General features: G+C 49.8%; 15 protein-coding genes. 4 read left to right on the plus strand and 11 right to left on the minus strand.

From position 1 onward, the window contains the following. Nucleotides 1-12 precede the first annotated feature (12 nt). The 5 genes from VNQ80_RS01325 to VNQ80_RS01345 all read right to left on the minus strand — a co-directional run bounded on the left by VNQ80_RS01325 (nucleotide 13) and on the right by VNQ80_RS01345 (nucleotide 9,765). The gene (locus tag VNQ80_RS01325; protein WP_325635596.1) at nucleotides 13-2,424 is read right to left on the minus strand and encodes a TonB-dependent siderophore receptor; all 2,412 of its coding nucleotides are present in this window, start codon (nucleotides 2,422-2,424) and stop codon (nucleotides 13-15) included. Between the two features lie 18 nt (nucleotides 2,425-2,442). Beyond that, entirely contained in the window at nucleotides 2,443-3,144 is a 702-nt protein-coding gene (locus VNQ80_RS01330; RefSeq protein ID WP_325635598.1) for a DUF4198 domain-containing protein, read from the minus strand. A 343-nt stretch (nucleotides 3,145-3,487) separates the two neighbouring features. Next, nucleotides 3,488-4,927, minus strand: a complete 1,440-nt coding sequence (locus tag VNQ80_RS01335; protein WP_325635600.1) for a Gfo/Idh/MocA family oxidoreductase — start codon at nucleotides 4,925-4,927, stop codon at nucleotides 3,488-3,490. A gap of 128 nt (nucleotides 4,928-5,055) precedes the next feature. Then, on the minus strand, nucleotides 5,056-6,639 hold the full coding sequence (locus VNQ80_RS01340) for a RagB/SusD family nutrient uptake outer membrane protein (protein ID WP_325635602.1): 1,584 nt from the start codon (nucleotides 6,637-6,639) through the stop codon (nucleotides 5,056-5,058). Nucleotides 6,640-6,657: 18 nt separating this feature from the next. After that, on the minus strand, nucleotides 6,658-9,765 hold the full coding sequence (locus VNQ80_RS01345) for a TonB-dependent receptor (RefSeq protein WP_325635604.1): 3,108 nt from the start codon (nucleotides 9,763-9,765) through the stop codon (nucleotides 6,658-6,660). A gap of 570 nt (nucleotides 9,766-10,335) precedes the next feature. On the opposite strand from VNQ80_RS01345, the gene VNQ80_RS01350 reads away from it, so the two are divergent. The 3 genes from VNQ80_RS01350 to bcp are packed head-to-tail and all read left to right on the plus strand — an operon-like array spanning nucleotide 10,336 to nucleotide 13,133. Continuing rightward, entirely contained in the window at nucleotides 10,336-10,947 is a 612-nt protein-coding gene (locus VNQ80_RS01350) for a fumarylacetoacetate hydrolase family protein (RefSeq protein ID WP_325635606.1), read from the plus strand. Between the two features lie 10 nt (nucleotides 10,948-10,957). After that, nucleotides 10,958-12,649 (plus strand): M23 family metallopeptidase, encoded by a 1,692-nt coding sequence (locus tag VNQ80_RS01355; protein WP_325635608.1) that lies wholly within the window; start codon nucleotides 10,958-10,960, stop codon nucleotides 12,647-12,649. Between the two features lie 22 nt (nucleotides 12,650-12,671). Beyond that, nucleotides 12,672-13,133, plus strand: coding sequence for a thioredoxin-dependent thiol peroxidase (gene bcp / locus VNQ80_RS01360; protein WP_325635610.1), 462 nt, complete (start codon nucleotides 12,672-12,674; stop codon nucleotides 13,131-13,133). A gap of 18 nt (nucleotides 13,134-13,151) precedes the next feature. Here the strand turns inward: bcp and VNQ80_RS01365 are convergent, their stop codons facing one another. Both VNQ80_RS01365 and VNQ80_RS01370 read right to left on the minus strand, forming a co-directional pair. Continuing rightward, nucleotides 13,152-13,550 carry a hypothetical protein gene (locus tag VNQ80_RS01365; protein WP_325635612.1) on the minus strand — a complete coding sequence of 133 codons (399 nt, stop codon included), beginning with the start codon at nucleotides 13,548-13,550 and terminating at the stop codon, nucleotides 13,152-13,154. 3 nt (nucleotides 13,551-13,553) lie between these two features. Further along, entirely contained in the window at nucleotides 13,554-14,201 is a 648-nt protein-coding gene (locus tag VNQ80_RS01370; protein WP_325635614.1) for a 4'-phosphopantetheinyl transferase family protein, read from the minus strand. 189 nt (nucleotides 14,202-14,390) lie between these two features. Between VNQ80_RS01370 and dcd the strand changes: the two genes are divergently transcribed. Beyond that, nucleotides 14,391-14,927, plus strand: coding sequence for a dCTP deaminase (gene dcd, locus VNQ80_RS01375; protein WP_325635616.1), 537 nt, complete (start codon nucleotides 14,391-14,393; stop codon nucleotides 14,925-14,927). 18 nt (nucleotides 14,928-14,945) lie between these two features. Here dcd and prfB read toward each other — a convergent pair. The 4 genes from prfB to VNQ80_RS01395 form a co-directional block, all read right to left on the minus strand. Next, nucleotides 14,946-16,029, minus strand: a protein-coding gene (gene prfB, locus VNQ80_RS01380) for a peptide chain release factor 2 (protein WP_325635618.1) whose coding sequence is annotated in 2 segments (ribosomal slippage) — nucleotides 14,946-15,968 and nucleotides 15,970-16,029 — 1,083 coding nt in all. Because the reading frame shifts where the segments join, the coding sequence is not laid out codon by codon here. Nucleotides 16,030-16,084: 55 nt separating this feature from the next. Then, entirely contained in the window at nucleotides 16,085-17,332 is a 1,248-nt protein-coding gene (locus VNQ80_RS01385) for a DUF819 domain-containing protein (protein ID WP_325635620.1), read from the minus strand. A 73-nt stretch (nucleotides 17,333-17,405) separates the two neighbouring features. After that, on the minus strand, nucleotides 17,406-18,362 hold the full coding sequence (locus VNQ80_RS01390) for a TraB/GumN family protein (protein ID WP_325635621.1): 957 nt from the start codon (nucleotides 18,360-18,362) through the stop codon (nucleotides 17,406-17,408). Nucleotides 18,363-18,384: 22 nt separating this feature from the next. Further along, complete coding sequence (locus tag VNQ80_RS01395; RefSeq protein ID WP_325635622.1) at nucleotides 18,385-20,055, minus strand: M56 family metallopeptidase; 1,671 nt, start codon at nucleotides 20,053-20,055, stop codon at nucleotides 18,385-18,387. Nucleotides 20,056-20,075: the final 20 nt, after the last annotated feature.

The raw sequence follows: 20,075 nt of genomic DNA on the forward strand, positions 1-20,075 counted from the left end.
TTTCCCTTAACGTCAGAATTTATAGCCAATACTTACGCGCAGGTTACGCGGCGTTTCAGACTGCCAATAGAATGCATTGTTCCAGGAATAGTATGAACCCGTAAACAGGTAATCATCCAATACATTGAATAGGTTAGCGCTAATGCGCAGGTCATCATTTTCCCAAAATAGGCCTGCATCCAGCTTGAAATAATCAGGCAGCCGCACATCACTCGTATCCCAGTCGTCCGTTTTACGATCCCATAACCAGGTAAACCCGGCTGCCGCGCCCAAATTCCGCAATGCGCCACGCTGGATACGGTAGGTCAACCAGGTATTTGCCGTATTCGCCACATAGCCAAGCAGGTCGTCGCCCACCTCGTAATCGGTAACGCCCTCGGCCACTTTGGTCACTTCCGCATCGGTATATGCATAATTGGCGATAAGGTCAAGTCCTGGTGCCAATCGGCCATGGACATCGAACTCGATACCGCGCGTTACCTTCTGCCCGAGAACGATACTATAGCTTTCGGTGGGGGTGCTATGCAGTGGATCGGCCGTCAATTCATTCTCTTTCAGAATACGGTACACCGAAACCGACGTATTCCATGCCCCATTCGCCCAATTCCGCTTCAAACCTACTTCTTGGTTGTTGCCGGTGATGGGCTTTACCCGCCCGCCGCCGAAAATACGGCCCGATTGGGGTACGAACGCTTGGTCATATAGCCCATAGAGAGCCGTTTGTTTGTCGATACTCCAGCTCAAGCCAATCCGCGGCGTAAAGTGGCTGGCCTTGTCGGGCGCACCGCCCCATGCGCTCTGGCTTACCGATGTAAAACGTCCGGCAAGGGTAAGCCGCAATTGGTTCTCAAAGAAACCGAGTTCATCCTGCAGGTAAATCCCTTTATATTGTTGCGTCATCGCGCCGCCTGCTAGTGCCGCACGAGCTTCCAAGCTGGTGGCACGATCAAATGATGGGTAGCCGTTTACCGGCACGCCGAGGTACGGATTATGCACATCGAACTCGCCGCCATCGGCCGTATCCAGTGCGTGCGACTGCCCCCAGTCCGCCAGGTAGTTCTTCTTGCCTACGTCGATGCCTAACAGGATACGATGCCTAACAGGGCCCGTAGTGAGCTTACCGTTGATGAAAACCTGCGCCAAACTCATCTCGCTGAGTGCATCCCACACACCAACGCTGCGGATGATTTTACCGTCGTCGGTCATGTTTGAAGCGGGCCACATTGAAGAACCCACCTGGTCATACAACAAGTAGTATCCCTGGGCCGTCAATCGCCAGTTCGTATCGATATCGTGCGTGAGGTTCACCAGAAATGTCTGGTCTTTGATATTTGTCGGTTCCAAACCTACCGGCATCATCGTAAATTCCCGTGGAAGGCTGGCGTACCCGTCGGGCGTAGGGCCAAACACGTAATACGAGCCTACATCGGACATATTCGCATATTGCAACGTGTATTCGGCCGTTACCTTAGTTTTGGCGTCCATTTGGTAGGAAACCACCGGAGCCACCGCATATCGGTTATCAAATTCATTGGCGCGATGCGAGCCTTTGGTTTGGGCTGATGCATTGAAACGATATAACAACCTACCGCTTTTGCTGAGCTTGCCATCCAAATCCAGTGCGGCACGGAAAAGGTCGTATTCCCCTATTGTAAGCGTAGCCTCGCCCTTTGTTTCCCCGGTCGGCTTCTTGGTTACCACATTGTAGGAGCCCGACGGGTCGCCGTTGGATAGCATAAATCCAGCGGGACCTTTTACGAATTCGATGTGGTCAACGAAACTCATGTCTTCGGTAAGCGGCCCCCAATAAGAGGCCACCACGTTGAAGCCATTCCGGAATGCCTGGATTTGGGTGCCACGCATGCTGATGTTGGTATACAGATTGCCCCAGTGCTCCAATCGGACCGCTCCGCTAACGTTCCTGATCAAGCCGTCGCTCATGCTGACTACCTGCTGGTCCGAAAGGGATTTGCTGGAGACCACTTGCACATTCTGTGGAATCTCGATCAACGGCGCATCCAACCGCAATGTAGGGGATGGTGTGAGGATATTATAACTCCCGCGCTTTTCGCTGATTAACACTTCCTCCAGCTGCTGGCTGGTCATATCGATGGTAAAATCAAGTGTATAGGTTTCGCCCGAATAAGCGGTAAAGGTTTTCGACTGATTGGCCGTGCCCAATGCACTGATCTCCAACGTAAGCGCACCTGTTTTGGGAAGCTCGATCCGGTAAATGCCCGCATCATCTGTTTGGCTGCCAAATGGGGTACCTTTTATGCGAACCGACACATGCCCCGCAGGAGATCCATTGGATGTCGTGATCTTCCCCGTAACCACCGCATGTTTGCCGTTTTGTGTATATCCCGGATAAAAACCGAAAATGGTCAATAAAAATAAAATTGTTAACTGTTTGATTAACTTCATTGTTTGGATATCAAAATGCTAGTCAATGTTAAAACTCCAGGTAGCAATGCGGTGAAGGTGTTTATGGTCTGCATTCGCTACGTCTACGCTGTACAAGGCCTCAACAAGATAATGCCCCGGTCTATCGGGAACGAATGAAATCGCACCTTTATCGTCCGTGCGGAAAGTTTTTTGCCAACCATTTGGCGAGAATACCGTCACTTCCAAATCGGCTAACGGTTGACCTTCCAAATGCGCATCAACAGAAATGGCCTTGCCAACGGCCTCCGTTCCCAACGAACGGGCCAATAAACGGAAATCGCCGAGGCCGTCAGCGTTTCCGGCTGGCGTTGCCCCTACGTGCACAAAAGCGGCACCATTGAATTGGTACTTGTGACCGTCAAAGGTCTCCGCAACCGGCTTCGTAATAGTGAGGGCATATATGCCATTTCCTTCGGGGGTAAATGTAGCCGTATAGTGGTCGGATTTCGGCGTAACGGCCAATTCCTTTTTGCTGCCATCGGGGAAATGTATGGTGAGCACAAAGGAACCGACATCCGACCACCAATCGGTAACGTTCTCCAATACCCCCTCAGACGGTTCACCGTAATAAATTCGCACATGGTGCGCCGTACCCGATTTACCAATCGGGGCCGTATCTATCCACAGCGCATGTGCCCACGCGCTAGAAAATGAAAATAGACATACAATACAAACAACGATAACGTGTTTAACTTTCATAATGATAATGTGTTAGAAATGATGAGATAAAAATTGTGGAAAGGTCTTGGAAGGCCCCGTTGGGCATAGATAGCAATAATTTTACAGGTGCTAATTGCCACTGCAAACAAAATTTGCCTACTTTGCATAGCTTTTGAATGTATACCAATATGTTAAAAGCGACCACCCTTGGTGGACCGGCCGTGCAGGTGCGAACTGCACGGCCTATTTATTTACGAGGGCAAATATAGACACTAGTTTATAATAAGTCTAAATAATTTGAAATTAATTACAATACGGATGGCGGATAAGCAAAACGGGGTACGCCGATTGGTGCACCCCGTTTGCTTAAAGGTAATCGTTATTAAACGGTCGGTAAACTCCAACCTTGGCGGTATTGCCGCTTTACGAATTGGTTGACCTCATCGAAGTTGGTCACCTTCATGTTATCGTTATCCCAAATCAACTTGAGGTTTCTTCCGGGATATTTGTTATCGATACGCAGGTCCGAGCCGCGGATGGCTAAGTTGGCCATAAGCAGCGCTTCGGTAAGCGGACCGGCAATGGAGAACGGCGAACTTACCTCTTTGTTGCCGTGTCCGGCAATGCATGCCTCCACCCATTGTGCATAGTGGCCACCCGACCCATTGGGTACCCGTTCGTATTTAACAGGTAGTTGATGCTTCTCGGTTAGTGAGGTAGGCAACAACCTGGGGTTTTCGGCATAGCAACCAGCCATCATTTTGCCTTTAGTACCTACAAAGAGGATACCGTTGCCACCGTCACCAAATACTTCATTCGGTCCCAATTCTTCTGGGCGTTGCGGTTGTATACCACCGTCCATCCAATGGATTTTCACGTCTCCAGTCGTTTTTGCAGATTTAGGGAAAGTAAGTACCGCATAGCTGGACGGCGGGCAGCTTTCGGGGAAGTGACCCCGTTTGAACTCATCCACGTAAACGCTTCCGACACTGGCCTGGACATCCTTTACATATTGGAGCCCCAAGATACTGAAGGGCGCTTCCATGATATGGCACCCCATGTCGCCCAATGCGCCGGTACCGTAATCCCACCAGCCACGCCAGTTGAACGGCACCAATTTATCGATATATTCCTTATAGGGAGCAGTACCCAACCAAAGGTCCCAGTCAAGTTCCTTAGGTACCTCAGCCTTTTGGGCTGGCCATTGGATGCCTTGTGGCCATACAGGTCGATCCGTCCACGTATAGATGGTATGCACGTCGCCGATCAGCCCCGCGTCAAACCATTCACGCATGATACGGACACCATCGCCCGATGCGCCTTGGTTACCCATCTGGGTTACCACCTTATATTTTTTTGCCGCCTGCGTCAATGCGCGAGCCTCGAACACGTCGTGAGTAAGTGGCTTCTGCACGTATACGTGTTTCCCCAACTGCATCGCAGCCAGTGCTTGTATCGCGTGGTTATGATCGGGAGTAGATACCGATACTGCATCAATATGACGGTGTTCCTTATCGAGCATATCCCGGTAATCTTTGTAATATTTCGCTTTCGGGAACCGCTTCACAGAACCCGCCGCACGACGGTCGTCAACATCGCAGAGAAAGGCAATCTCCGCCTTTCCACTTTCATGAAAACTGCGGATATCCGATTCACCTTTACCGCCTACACCAATGCCCGCCACGACCAATTTGTCGCTAGGCGCAATGAAACCAGTACCCCCCAATACATGCCGGGGTACTACCATAAAGCCCGCTGCAGCGGCAGCCCCGGTTTTGATGAAATCCCTACGGGTTGCCTTTACTTGATTACTTTTTTTCATTTAAAATTTAAATTAAATTGTTTTAGCGTTTCTGATTCCGTACGGCTTGCATATAGCCGATAGTACGCTGCTAATATACTAAAATTGCCAGCAAGTTATGTAACAACTTGCTGGCAGTTAAGGGTTAATTACCGTATCGGGTTTGGTGTCAACGAAGGGTTCCGCTGCATTTCCTCATCCGGTATGGGAAACAATAGGTGGTCTTCGGAGTAAGTGGCGCCAAAGTTATTCTGGTGACCGATGACATTGACAAAATCGATCTCACCATTATCCCCGGTTACCGGGAATTGCCGGGTACGCAGGATATCGAACCAGATATGGAACTCGAACAGTAGTTCACGCAACCGTTCCTTCCACACTTCTTCCACGAACTGTTGCGGGCTGAGGTCGGCCAAATCGGCCTCAACTTCTGCCGTTGTTTGCTTCCAATAGGCCCGGCTTCTTACCTGTGCGAGATAGTCTATCGCTTCGGCCGTAACACCTTCGGATTGGGCAATCGCCTCGGCGGCCACCAGCAGGATGTTAGCATAGGTCATAATCGGCAGATCTTTCCCCGATGTTGCAGTTTCCAATGACGCTTCCTCGTCGAACCAGATGTGCGGCGCTGTATTGAAATTGGCCACCGTACCGTCGGCCCGGGTGAGTGACGAATGGAAATATTGCTTTTCCTGTATACGTAAGTCCGCGTCGCTATCGTACGCCCGTAGTAGGGCAGCTGTGGGCCGATAGGCATTATTGAAAATCGCGTAAGCCAGCTCGGGGGCCATGCTCACCGGAAATGCATACTGTGTATAGCCGGAGCGGAAATCCGAAATATCAGCAGTATACTCATAGTAATAAATCTGCTCGTTGGGGAGATTATCCGCAATTCGGGCTTTATTGTAAGCACTATTGGTCAAAACCACTTCACCTTGTGCATTTCGATCATGCTGCGTGAGGCTGTATACACCGCTGGAAATAATATCGCGAGCTTCCCTGGCAGCGTCGGCATACCGGTCTGCCTGCAACGGATAGCCGCTCATGGTAAGGTAGGCCTCTGCGAGCAGCGACTGTGCAGCTCCCTGCGTTATCCGGTTCCCATTACCACTCATCGTTGTCTCCGCAAGCATACCATCTTGGGCAGCAAACGTCAGGTCTTCGATAATGAGCGCGTACACATCCACAACCGGAGTACGTTCGACATATAGGTTCTCCAGGCTTTCGTAGGGCTCAGTCACCAAGGGTACGTCCCCGAAAAAGCGAACGAGGTAATAGTAGCTCATCGCCCGGAAGAAACGGGCTTCCGCGAGCAGCTTATTGGCCTCCGATTCGGCCAGGCCCGGTGTCGTGGGAATATACTTGATGGCGTTATTCGCCCGGGATATACCCAAATACATGTCGCGCCAGAAACCACCGAGGTATCCCGACATATTAACACCGTTTAGCGTAAGTTCTTGGGCGTGTTGTACGTGCACTTCCTGTCCTTTATAATCGTTGTCTACCAACCCAGACATATAAGGCCCAAACATCAGCCTCGATCCAGCGTAAACGCTAGCGCCAAATAACGAGGGCGCACCGGTCCGATATAACGAATTCACTGCATTATACGCATGGTCCGAATTTTTGAAAAACTGGTTCGGCGCGATTTCGTCTTTCGGCACTTCCGTAAGAAAATCCGAACAGGAGGTCGCCAGTACTCCTGCTGTAACCATAATTGCTATTAACTTTTTCATCTTCAATCGTTTTGTAGGTTAAAACTGGAAACTGGTACCTATCGTAAAAGTGCGTGGGTTGGGGTACTGGAAAAAGAAAATATTCTGTCCCCATTGATCCCCACCCCAAGACGTAGCTTCCGGGTCATACCCTTTAAATTCCTTTGAGTCAATAAGGAATGCATTCTGCACACTGGCGTAAACCCGCAGGCCTTTCAGGTTCATCCTGTCCAAAGACACGCTCCCGAAATTATAACCGAGCGAAATAAGGTTCCCACGCAAATACGAGCCATCGGCAACCCAGTGGTCGTCAACTTCACTATTTTGGCCAGAATAAGCACCGTTCCGAATCTGTTGTACCATGGTGTTTTGGTTCGTTTCCGTCCAACTGTCGTACAGCGTCGTTGCGAGGCCATTGGATAGGCCGGTGCGGTCCTCCATGGAGTGTGTGAATTGTTGCAGAATGTCCACTCCCCAAACGAACTGTAGATCTACGGTAAGATCAAAGTTCTTATAACTTACGTTATTCACGAAGCTCCCCACCCAATCGGGGAGTCCGTTCCCGATGATGGTCCGGTCAGCGCTGCGTTTGGCAACACCGGGAATGGCGCCTACCGCCGCAGCCTCGTCAGCTTCATCCGTGCCCCACGTGCCTAATCGCCGATAACCCCAATACGAACTCAGCGGCTCGCCAACCCGCAATATCGTTTGGCTTCCCGATACCCAGTTGGGTCCGGGGAAAATGTCCTCGCCATTCTCACCCAACTCCTCGATGCGGTTCTTGTTGAAACTGAAATTGAGCGTAGACTGCCAGCTGAATACATCATTTGCTACCGGTACACCACTCAACAGCACCTCAACCCCCCTGTTGGATACCGAGCCGATATTGTCTCGCACGCCGGTGAAACCCGTGGAATAAGGCACCGGCTTATCGAGCAGGAGGTCTGTCGTAAGCTTATAGTAATAATCAAATGCCACCGTAAGACGGCGGTTATACATCGCTAGGTCAAACCCAACATCGAATTGATTGGTCTTCTCCCACTCCAAATTACGGTTTGGCAGGCGATTGATGTAGCTATATGCCACCCGGCTTCCATTGATCAGTGTTGTTCCGGTAGATATCGTCCCCAGCGACTGGTATGTCGGGATTTCGGTATTACCGGTTACACCGTAACTCGAACGGATTTTAAGTTCATCCAATGCCTGCGCATCACTCAGGAATGACTCCTCCGAAAGTACCCAGCCCAAGCCTGCCGACGGGAAGATACCATACTTGTTGTTCTCACCGAACCGCGAAGAGCCGTCGATCCTACCCGTTACTGTAACCAAATATCGGTCTTTGTAGCTGTAACTCCCCCGTAAAAAATAAGAGTTCATCGCCCATTTGTCGTACGAAGACGCCGGTGCCCCCGGTTGGCTGGCCGATTGGATGGCATTGAAGCGGAAGAAGTTGTCAGCAAACCCCTCAGCAGAAATCGAATTATTTGCGTAAACACGTTGTTGCCAGCTCAACCCCAATACAGAGTTGATACGGTGGTCGCCCAGCTCTTTATTGTAGTTCAGATAAGTTTCTTCCTGCCAGTAAAACGACCGCTGGTTTTCAAGGTAAGCGCGGCCCAATGGCTGTGAAATGTTAATTAAGTCGGTAGGACTGTACTCTTGGATATTGGTATCATGCTTATCAAAACCAAATTGCGTACGTAGATCCAGCCCGGGTAAGATATGGAACGTAAGGTATGCGTTGCCAAACAACTGTTGCCGCTTACGGAGCCGGTCTTGGGTCTCAAGTACATGCACCGGATTCGGAATTGCTTCCAATCCAAAGGGATCGGTAATCATACTACTATTCGCCCACGTACCGTCAGGGAACTTCACCGGAAAGATCGGCACCATCTCGAGCATCGATCGGCGCGGCATCTGATGGCCACCACCTTCTTCAAACTCATTTTCTTTCGTGTAATTGGCCAGCAGATTGACGCCCAGAGAAAGCCAATCTTTCGGCTGTGCATCGTAGGCAATTTTACCATTTATACGCTCCACATCGTTACGGAGCATGATTCCCTGCATGTTGGCGTAGTTGATGAAAGCACCAAACGACGAATTGTCCGCCTTGGTCTGCACGGCAAACTGGTGGTTATGTGACAACGCCGTACGAGTTGCTTCTTCCTGCCAGTCGGTATCATACAATGGATTGCCCTGTTCATCAAATAACCTCGGGTCATCTCGGGTGAGCACGGGAATATCGTCCGTACTGTATTTGGAATGATTCGCAAAACCACGTTCAATAACTTCCAACCATTCGGCGGAATTAAGCACATCAATTTTGCGGGGCAATGTACCCACATTCACGAAACCGTCATAGCTAACAACCGTCCCACCAACTTTCGCTCCCCGTTTCGTGGTAATAAGGATAACGCCATTTGCTCCCCTAGCACCATAAATCGCCGTCGATGAAGCGTCCTTCAACACCTCCATGCGCTCGATATCATTGGGATTAAGAAACTGGATACTCTCCATGGCGACCCCATCCACAACGAACAACGGATTGGAAGAGGAATTGATGGTGCCCAGCCCCCGAATCAGGATACGCGGGCTTCCTGATGGGGAACCTGAATTCAAAAAGACGTTAACACCAGCAACGCGCCCCTTCATCCCTTGCAATGCATTGTTAACAGGGGCTTGCAGCAGGTCCTCGGCCGACAACACCCCTATCGATCCCGTCAGGTCGGATTTCCGCTGCGTACCATACCCCACTACAACCACTTCGTCCAGACTCTCCGCATCTTCTTCCAACTGTACATGGATGGTGGCCGTTTGCCCGATCACAATCTCTTGCGGGGTATAGCCCAAATAAGAAAACACCAAGGTTTCGCCAGCTTCAGCGGAAATCGTGTATTGCCCGGCGTCATTGGTAGCCGCACCGCGCGAGGTACCCTTCACGGCCACAGATACTCCTGTCAAAGGTGTATCGTCCGCAGCACTGGTTACCGTGCCGGTAATGGTTTGCTGCGCAACCGGGGCGACCACGTGTCGCGTCGTATGCCCACTGTTCCCCGCAAATGCGGGTCCCGTTAGCAATGCTGCAGCAAGCGGGAGAAATGACAATCGCACCCTCCCGTGTCGTGTTTTAATTAATTGTTGGTTCATTGTTTTGTATTATTGGTTCATCATTAATTCCTGGTCCTTATTCCCAGCGTTCGCCAGCATCAATCCCAAGCCGGGATAGCTCCAACTTCAGACCATCGCTTCAAGCGCGCCCGAAATAACTGATAGCTAAAAACAACCTTCTTCAATTGGTTTGCTAAAATATTTTAGCCAACAACTAGGCAAAAAATTACTGACATGTTTATAAATGTTTTAACAGGTGAACGACTTTGTTTGTTTGTTTTTTCTTTGGTTTGTTAGTCGCGCAATTACCCGACAACGGGGCTAAGGTATGTAATAATTGATTTAGTTGCAAGCAAAACCAGCATGGTACGGCACTTCCCGACGGCATTGGCCTATTTGTTTTCACCGTTAAAACCTCCTTACACACATTTTTTTACACGAATGTCGCTAGGCTCATTTTTTTGGAGAGTTTGCGAAAAAAAGCCAACGGTTTCAGCAATCTTTGCACGAACGCCTTGTTATAACGGGTTCATTCACGAACGCAGTGGCATAAGGCAGTTTCTCAATTGCAACAGAATTTGACTAAGTTTGCCTCAAACAGCATAAGATATGAAGATTGTCGCCGTCGGCCGCAACTATACCGAACATGCCAAAGAGCTTCGCAACCCGGTGCCCGAGCAACCGGTTATTTTCTTAAAACCCGATACCGCATTATTAAAAGATAACCGCGATTTCTATTATCCGGATTTTTCCGCGAACATCCATCACGAAGTCGAGGTCGTTCTCCGCATCTGCAAAGAGGGGAAGCATATCGGTGCAAAATTTGCACATACCTACTATGATGCCGTTGGTTTGGGAATCGATTTTACGGCACGGGACATCCAACAGGAACACAAGGAGAAATCCCTGCCTTGGGAGCTTGCAAAAGCATTTGATGGGTCGGCACCGGTTAGCACGCTGCACCCCAAAGACACGTTCGGCGACTTGTATAACCTGGCCTTCCGGTTAGACAAAAATGGCGAGACGGTACAGCAGGGGAACACGGCCGAATTGATTTTTTCGTTTGAGTACCTCCTCGTGTTCGTCTCGCAGTATATCACCCTCCGCAAAGGCGACCTCATTTTCACGGGTACGCCAGCGGGCGTGGGGGCCGTGGCTATCGGTGATTACCTCGAAGGGTTCATCGGTGACCAGCGGATGTTTCATTTTCACGTGAAGTAACAAATCATACATGAAGGCACTCTGTATCTGGACAAGTTTGTTTTTTGCAGCCCTCCTCGCCGAGGCGCAGCCGGCAGTTATAAAAACCCGCGAATACCCGGCAAACTATTTCCGGAACCCCTTAGATATCCCCCCGCAGGCATCCGGCACGTTCGGCGAACTGCGTTCCACACACTTCCATGCCGGAGATGATTACCGCACCCAGCAACGGGTGGGGCTGCCGATCTTCGCTGTAGCCGAAGGCTATGTATCGCGCATACGTGTACAGATAGGTGGCGGCGGCAATTCCGTGTATATCAACCACCCCAATGGCTATACCAGCGTATACCTGCACATGCTTGAATTCAACGCTCAACTTGCAGCTATCGTAAAGGCTAAGCAATACGAACAGGAACGCTTCGATGTGGATGTCACACTAGACTCCGCCGCCGTCTTGCTGAAAAAAGGTGATCGGATTGGGCTTGCCGGCAATTCGGGCAGCTCGCAAGGTCCACACCTCCACTTTGAACTGCGGGATACCGAAACCGAGGCCCCACTCAATCCCCAACTGTTTGGGCTGAAATTCCCAGACAATGTGCCCCCTACTATCCGGGGAATTACCCTATACGACCTCGCAGACGAGCCATTCAGTGAACATACACCGAGGAGGCATCTCTCGTTGACAGATAAGCAAACCGCACGCGTAAACGGTCGATTTGGCATCGGTATCAACACGACCGATCGGCATAACGGCACCACGTTCAATAACGGGGTCTACTCCATCGAGCTCTTCTTAGACGATAAACCGATCAGCACCGTTCTTTTCGAAGAATTATCATTTGCCACTTCTCGAGCGATCCACTCCTACATCGATTATCCCTATTACATCCTCAAGCAAACACGGGTGCAGAAGAGCTTTAAGGATCCCAACAATCCCATCAATATTTTCCATTTCCTCGAAGGCGACGGGAGCATTACATTGACAGATAACCTCGAACATACCCTGATGTACCGGGTGCGCGATGCACATGGGAATACCAGCACCCATACATTAAAGGTCAAAAGCGATCCCCTATATATACCCGAAAGGCAGCGCACCACCGGTACAGCGATGTTTCGGTACGACCGCGAAAACCACTTTGCCGCAGATCATATCGAAATTATCATGTCCGAGGGCGCCCTATACGACCATTTACACTTCAACTATCACCAAAGTGCGCGCCCGAGAGACGGTTATTCGATGGTGCAGCACGTACACAACCGATTCATCCCGCTCTTTGAAAGTTATGAGCTCAAAATCAAACCGGACAGCACCCTGACCGACGCACTAAAACCGAAGGCCATTATCGTCGATGACCGGCGGAACTCGCACGGAGGAAATTTCGACGATGGTTGGGTGCGTACCAAGACCCGTTCTTTCGGGAGCTTCCACGTCGCCGTGGACACCGTGCCGCCAACCATCCAACCGCAAAACATCAGTCCGGGTAAAGACATGGGCACGGTACGCCAGGTAAACTTTAAAATCTCCGACAACCTGTCGGGCATACAATCATTCCGCGGTTACATAGACGGTAAGTGGGTACTTATGGAATATGATCCGAAATCGCGCTCACTTTGGCACGTGTTTGAGCCAAACTTACCTACCGGCAAACATAGCTTCCGGCTGGAAGTGGTCGATTGGAAAGACAACGAGCAAGTTTATGAAATTTCATTTTTGAAATAATACATCGAAAATCCGTACGAATATGGCAACACTGAAAGTGGGCGATAAGGCTCCCGCAATAACAGCGACAGATCAACATGGCAAAACTGTCTCCTTAAGCGATTTCAAGGGCAAGAAGGTCATCCTCTATTTTTACCCCAAAGATAATACGCCGGGCTGTACCACCGAAGCGTGCAATTACCGCGACAACTATCAGTCGCTACTAGCGGATGGCTTCGAGGTAATCGGCGTCAGTGTCAACTCCGAACGATCCCATCGCAATTTTGCCAACAAGTATAATTTGCCATTCACCCTTTTGGTGGATACCGACCAACGCATCGTCAACGACTATGGTGTTTGGGCCCAGAAGACATTGTTTGGAAGGAAATACATGGGTACACTGCGTATCACTTTTATTATCGATGAAGAAGGCATCATCAGCCACATCATAGACAAGGTGGATAACCGCCGGGCATCCCAGCAGGTCAGGGAATTGCTTGGCTAGCAATGATCCTTGGGTCACTCAGCCGTCGCCAGCCGCCGTTATTGTGGCCCTACGGGCAATATGGGCAAATGATACAACTTTATGCTCCTGCTCCAGTATATCGTAGATAAGCAGTACCTTTTCCCACAGCCGGGCCCTGTCGGCATCCTGCCCGCACGTCTCGGCAGCAGTATCCAAAAAGTCGGCTAGAAGACTCAACTCCTCAGGGAGAAAGTCTGCTTTATCCAAGTGTTGGCGGAAAACGTTCGCCGGCGTTTCCAGCAGGTCGGTAATCGATGTACCGAAATATTCACCCAGCACCCTTTCCAAGGTCGATAAAGCTTCTGTGTGTTGTTCTTCCACAATAAGCCGTTTTACCTTGGCCAGCGTGTGGCTCAATTGCTGCATCTGCGCCGTTAATGAATCTCTTTTCAGCATCGTTTAGTCTACTCCTCCTTCCATCACATAGCCAAGCATATATTCCTGGAATTTTTCATAGTATACCTTGAATTGCTCCTTGCGGTGCGGTGCATCCAGCTCCAGGAACAAGATCCCCTGGTCTTGGAAATCAAATGGCTTAATAGTCATGTTATCTTTAAATGAAACCCCTCTATTGCCCTGCAATTTATATACCGCTTCCTTGGCACACCAGCAGGCGTAGAGCTTCCCGATATGGTCTCGGCCGATGGCTGTGAGCTCCTCGGCTTTCATGAACTTATCGGCAATACGGACAATCTTCGGCTTCACCAGTTCCAAGTCGATGCCTACCTCGCCATTATCGCTCATCATCACCGCGGCATAGTCGAACGAATGCGTCAGCGAAATGCGCTGCGGAAAATTCACCAGGTAAGGTTTACCGTTTTCGTCGGATGGGCAGTCGATGAAACCCGACGTATCCAACATGGTCCGCAATAAAACACGCGTGGCCAGCCAGTGCAGTGTGCGCTTACCCTTATTCAACCGACTTAAGATCGCCTTTTCGCGGTCATCCAGTTGGATTCGACTGATCAGGTCTTCGGCCGATTCTTCGATCCGCCAAATGGCAAACCGGACGTTATTGTCCAACTCCCGTAAATATGCCAAAGCCATAGCGTCAAACTTAGATAAATTATTGGTACGAAAAAACAATTAGAATATCAATAATTCATCGATTTCCCCTTTGCTAATAAGAAGCAACACTTATAGGGGGGAAAATAGCTATTTATAAATAGTTATTTATAACCAATTCCTTAAAAATCTGATTCATTAGTGTATTTTTGCCACGAGCTTATTAAAAAAATGATTCTATCCGACAAACGCATTTTAGAGGAGCTGGAGAGCGGCTCCATCGTTATTGAGCCTTTCCGCAGGGAATGCCTCGGCACCAACTCGTACGATGTGCACTTAGGCAAGTACCTGGCCACATACAAAGACCGCGTACTGGATGCGAAGCAACATAACGAAATCGTACACTTCGAAATCCCGAAGGCTGGCTTCGTGCTAGAGCCGAACACGCTATACCTCGGTGTAACACTTGAATATACCGAAACACATCACCACGTACCTTTTTTGGAAGGGAAGTCGAGTACTGGCCGGTTAGGCATCGACATCCATGCTACCGCCGGTAAAGGTGATGTCGGTTTCTGCAACACCTGGACCCTGGAGATTTCAGTGGCACAGCCCGTACGGATCTACGCCGGTATGCCGATCGGACAGTTGATTTATTTCCATGTGGAAGGCGATATCGAGGTTTTTTACAACACCAAGGGCAACGCCAAGTACAACCGGAAAACCACACGCCCCGTAGAAAGCATGATGTGGAAGAATGAGTTTTAGCTGATTGCTTACGACTTATTACCCTCCGAACTCCATCAAATAAGCTTTCAGGAACTCATCGATATCACCATCGAGCACAGCCTGTGTATTGGAAGTTTCGACATTGGTACGCAAGTCTTTAACCAGCTTATAAGGGTGAAGCACATAGTTCCTGATTTGCGAGCCCCACTCAATTTTTTTCTTGCTCCCCTCTATCGCTGCGGTGGCTTCCTGTCGCTTGCGCATCTCGATTTCGTAAAGCTGCGATTTCAGTAAGCGCAATGCATTTTCCTTATTCTGCAATTGCGAGCGCGATTCCTGGTTTTTAATGATGATGCCCGTAGGCTTATGGTGCAGGCGCACTGCAGTTTCCACCTTGTTCACATTCTGACCACCAGCCCCTCCGGACCGGAAAGTATCCCAGTCGATTTCAGACTCTTTCACGTCGATTTCGATGTTGTCATCCACCAACGGATACACATATACGGAGGCGAAGGACGTGTGACGCTTGGCATTGGAATCGAACGGCGAGATCCGCACCAACCGGTGTACACCATTTTCCCCTTTGAGATAGCCATAGGCAAAATCGCCCGAGAACTGCAACGTCACGGTTTTAATACCCGCCACGTCGCCTTCTTGGTAATCCTGCTCGGTCACCTTGTAACCGTTGCTTTCGCCCCACATAATATACATCCGCATCAGCATGCCCGCCCAGTCGCAGCTCTCTGTACCACCCGCACCTGCCGTAATCTGCAATACGGCATCCAACTGGTCTTCTTCAGCACTGAGCATGTTCTTGAATTCCAGCGCTTCTACTTTCCCCACCGCTACATCATACTGTTCTTGTGCCTCCCCTTCCGAAGCGTCACCGGCTTGGTAGAACTCGAACATCACGACTGTGTCATCCACCGCTGCCGCAACCTCATCGAAGTGATCGGTCCAGATTTTCTTGCTCTTTATGGATTGCAGGACTTTCTCGGCTGCCTTGGAGTCGTCCCAAAAGCTGGGTTCCAATGTGGTGGCCTGTTCGCTTTCTATTTCGTTCTTGCGCACATCGATGTCAAAGGTGCCTCCTCAGGGAAGCTGTTCGATCCCTCAAGTCCTGTATCTGTTCTTTGGTCATGGCACAAAGGTAGGGTTTTTTGGTTTTTCCTGGTTTATCTTTTTATCTCCATCACTCAAGGCGCTACCAGTTGCATCAGAATGCCACACAAATAGCCTGCATACGTACCTATCGCGTAGCTGAACACCGAGATGAATACCCCTACGGGCACGAGTGCCGGATGGAAAGCCCCCGCGGTAACCGAGGCGGAAGCCACGCCACCGATATTGCCCATGCTGCCGATGGCGAAAAAGAAAAAAGGTGCTTTGACAAGTTTGGCCACGATAAACAATAGCAACGCGTGAAACGCCAGCCAAGTAAGGCCGACCAAAAAAAGTCCCGGATTATCCAGGATGGCAAACACATCCATCTGCATCCCGATGGTGGCAATCAGCACATACAGAAAAACGGTTGCCAAGCGCGATGCCCCTAAGCTTTCCATTTGGCGTGCACGGGTAAACGAAAGCCCCACACCCATCAGGGTGGCGAGCAGAATCAACCAGAAAAAACCCGACGTCAAACTGAATTTATCGAGCTGCGGTGCATGCGCTGCGATGTACTGAGCAATGACACCGGACAGCAAATGCGCCACTCCCGTTACACCGAAGGCGATGCCCAGCATGATGATGTAATCTTTGGTCTCGGCTGCCTTCGTGGCTTGGCCACCGTATGCCTCCATCCGCTTGGATAGTTCTTCCACCTCGTTGCCCTCGGCCTTAAAATAAGCGTCAAACTGCCGTTGCTTACTGGCTCCGTACAGCAATACGGCCATCCAGCCGTAGGCTACGAACACATCTACGGCTACGGTCGCCGCGAAAATCTCCGGCGACGGCTCGAATATACGGAACAGGGCCGCTTGGTTCGCACCACCTCCTATCCATGAGCCAGCCAGCGTAGCCAGCCCCTTCCATACCTCACCCGACACCACGTCGGGCGCAAACAGCGAAAATAGCCATACGGCAAATGGGCCGCCAAGGATAATGCCGATCATCCCCGTAAAAAACAACAACCCGGCTTTCTTGCGTAGTTTCCATACCTCGCGGAAATTGATATTCAACGTAAAAAGGACCAAGCAAGCCGGAAGTAGGTAATTGGAGCTCATGCTGTACAGTTGAGAATCGCTGCCCGAGATGACGTCGAACGAATTGAACAGCCCCGGTACAAAGTAGCACAGCAACAGTGGCGGCAGCACCGTGTAAAACTTACGGAACCCCGTGTTTTTACTATTAGATGTATAGAAAATCACGGCCAAGATGACCATCAATAGCCCGAATACGGCGGCATCGTCGGTAATCAGCGCGGAAGCATTTGAAATGTTATCCATGGTCGTTAATTGGTGGATCAAACTTCGTTGGTACGCACCAAAGGTAAAAAAATGGATGCAGCTTCAATAGTGATTATCGACTTTCCTTTAACGGAATAACGACTTCGATGGGGCGTACCTGATAGCCCTTGTCTTGCAATAATTGAAGTACGCCCGACGAAAAAGGTAAATGGGCAGCACCAATCATAAGAAATATGGTATTATCCTGCATCATACTATCCGCCTTCAACGCCATGTTACGATTTCGCATCACCATAATCGAGTCTTCATACACTTCCTGGGGAAGCAGGCTTAGGTTCTGTTGCCGGTAGTTTGCGTAGATATCGATGCGCTCGGCATTATCTTCCGAGAAATAATCGATACTTACCTTCAATTGCTCAATCCCATCCTCGAATGAGGTACCGTCGTCTCTAATCATATAGCTTAACTGGTCTCCCGATTTTTCAAACCCCACGACACGGATCCCGTTAGCTTCAGCGTATTGTTCGAAATGGGACTCCGGTTGAAAATTCGCTTCCTGAAATAACGGGCTGCGTTGTTGGTTTCCCATTAAGAGAAAAAAACTTATGGCTTGTGGTTTAAGTCGCGGTAACGCTAGCTCCCACGGCAATGCGTTAGCGAGCTTACCCGACTGCAGGAGCCCTAAAAGCTCTGTCTGATAAGGTTCATCTAAGGCCTTCATCACATGCTGTGCAGTATCACTTAGAAACATAGCCTTACCAAATTTAGCCGCCTGCTGCCGAGTCTCAGACAATTTCACTTCCAAGCAAAGGAAATCTGTTTCGGCAATTAATGCGGCAATCTGGTCAAGGGGTAAGGTAATATAATTAGTATCCAGCTCGTGTATCGTGCCCATCACATAGGAACGGGCACCGGTAACCGGGTGTTCTACCGACCACAATATGCTGTCGTCAAAACGTTGCTGACCAGTGCACCCGCAACCAAGGGAGAAAACCATGATGAATACGGCGAATAGATTTACACGATTGGTTACCACTGCCCGAGTATGCCTGTTGGGGATATATTTCATTGGATAAGGTATTAATGCATCTTTACTGTTGCAGATTCAACCGGATGGGCAAGGTGTACGCCACTCGCACTGGCCGGCCGTTTTGAATACCCGGCGACCATTTTTCGCTGCGCTGCAATACGCGAATGGCGGCCTCACCCGTGCCATATTTTAAATCCCGGACAACCTTCATATCCGTAAGGCTACCGTCAAGCTCCACCACAAACGCCACCTGAATCTGCCCGTTCACCCCCGCTTCGATGGCCTCTTGTGGGTATTCATAATTCTTCGCTATATATTCCATAAATTTCTGCATCCCTCCCGGCGGCTTGGGATCTATCTCAACCGACTGGAATACGAGGTCCGTTGGTTCTTCTTCCAGTTGTTTTTCACTTACCCGCACCTTCACCACCGTCGGCTCGGGAAATCGTTCTTGCTCATTTGCGGTGTTGGCATTATCGTTTTTATCGGTAGGCCGTACGCGTGGCGGTGGCGGCAAATCAGGGGCTGCCGCCAAAATAGTGACCTCGCCCAGCGACGTATATTCATTGGAAACCGGTGGTGGCGGCGGTGGTGTATCGGCTGGTTCCCCGTCAAAGATCCGGAAATTGATGGAAACCATATACTTTCCTTCGGGAGCCACACGCGCTACGTTTTCCCGCTGAAGCGCCTTGATGACTTCAGCTTCTTGTCCGCTACCAAATTCATTGAGAAACCGGATGTTCTCAATATGGCCAGCTTCCCTTTTTTCAAAAGTAAATGCCAATATGCCCTGCTTACCATTGCGCAGGGCCTCATCCCCATAAGCCACAAACTTGCTCAGCTCCTTCATAAATGCGTCAGCGTTGGTTTCAGCCGTTGCCGCCCCGCCGGCGGTGGTTTCATTTGCCCCCGTCTTTCCTTGATTATTACAGGCAATCGAAAAAATAAGCATGCCGATGATAACAGGCAAGAGAATCGCGTAACGCAACCAACTGTATCTTGAAGATTTGTTTCGTAACAACATAGCAACCCGGCGCTTCAGCAGTTTCTTGTTTGAAAACGAGTTGGCCAAAACAGGACCGCTTACACCCATCGCACGGGACACCAATAATTCGGCATAAGCTACTTGGTCGTAGGCCGCTGTTTCCCCGTCGGCAATGTATTCGTGTTGCAACTTCAATGCCCGCTCATAAAGATAAACGACGGGATTAAACCAGTTGAGAATCTTCACCACTTGCATCACTACAATATCAGCACTGTGCCATTGTCGTACGTGAACCTGTTCATGATGGGCGATCCGATGGCTACCATAGGCCGTATGGTCAATACGGACGATACCAAAAAAAGAACACGCTTGCCCCCGATGCGGCCTTCTTAGCGCCCTAATCGTATATACAACTTGCATGGCCGCAAAAATCGCCGCGATTATACAACCCACCATGTATCCGATAGATACGTACTTTTTTATCAGGGTTGGAGATTTGGCTGTAGTTGCCGTCGTCCCAAGTTGTTCGGGCGTGGAATCTTCCAGTTGGATTACAGGTAAGTGGTAGTGGTATACTACCGTGTTGTCAAATTCACCATGTTCGGCCAGCGGCAATGTAAACGCCAATAGTAAACCGGCGAGCAGGTATATCCGATTCCCTTGAAAGAATGTTTGTTTACGTAAAAAAACGTAGTAAAAACCATAAAAAATACAGAGGTATAGGTTGGCTAGCATCAAGTACATCATAACATTAAGGTTTCATCGTG

Source organism: Parapedobacter sp. (genome assembly GCF_035556095.1).
Lineage (GTDB): Bacteria > Bacteroidota > Bacteroidia > Sphingobacteriales > Sphingobacteriaceae > Parapedobacter.

Bases quoted from the DNA above. Each gene is read 5' to 3' on its own strand.
- VNQ80_RS01350 (WP_325635606.1), top strand. From the start codon at position 10,336: ATGAAGATTGTCGCCGTCGGCCGCAACTATACCGAACATGCCAAAGAG.
- VNQ80_RS01395 (WP_325635622.1), bottom strand. From the start codon at position 20,055: ATGATGTACTTGATGCTAGCCAACCTATACCTCTGTATTTTTTATGGT.
- VNQ80_RS01330 (WP_325635598.1), bottom strand. From the start codon at position 3,144: ATGAAAGTTAAACACGTTATCGTTGTTTGTATTGTATGTCTATTTTCA.
- dcd (WP_325635616.1), top strand. From the start codon at position 14,391: ATGATTCTATCCGACAAACGCATTTTAGAGGAGCTGGAGAGCGGCTCC.
- bcp (WP_325635610.1), top strand. From the start codon at position 12,672: ATGGCAACACTGAAAGTGGGCGATAAGGCTCCCGCAATAACAGCGACA.
- VNQ80_RS01340 (WP_325635602.1), bottom strand. From the start codon at position 6,639: ATGAAAAAGTTAATAGCAATTATGGTTACAGCAGGAGTACTGGCGACC.
- VNQ80_RS01370 (WP_325635614.1), bottom strand. From the start codon at position 14,201: ATGGCTTTGGCATATTTACGGGAGTTGGACAATAACGTCCGGTTTGCC.
- VNQ80_RS01355 (WP_325635608.1), top strand. From the start codon at position 10,958: ATGAAGGCACTCTGTATCTGGACAAGTTTGTTTTTTGCAGCCCTCCTC.
- VNQ80_RS01335 (WP_325635600.1), bottom strand. From the start codon at position 4,927: ATGAAAAAAAGTAATCAAGTAAAGGCAACCCGTAGGGATTTCATCAAA.
- VNQ80_RS01365 (WP_325635612.1), bottom strand. From the start codon at position 13,550: ATGCTGAAAAGAGATTCATTAACGGCGCAGATGCAGCAATTGAGCCAC.
- VNQ80_RS01390 (WP_325635621.1), bottom strand. From the start codon at position 18,362: ATGAAATATATCCCCAACAGGCATACTCGGGCAGTGGTAACCAATCGT.
- VNQ80_RS01345 (WP_325635604.1), bottom strand. From the start codon at position 9,765: ATGAACCAACAATTAATTAAAACACGACACGGGAGGGTGCGATTGTCA.
- VNQ80_RS01385 (WP_325635620.1), bottom strand. From the start codon at position 17,332: ATGGATAACATTTCAAATGCTTCCGCGCTGATTACCGACGATGCCGCC.
- VNQ80_RS01325 (WP_325635596.1), bottom strand. From the start codon at position 2,424: ATGAAGTTAATCAAACAGTTAACAATTTTATTTTTATTGACCATTTTC.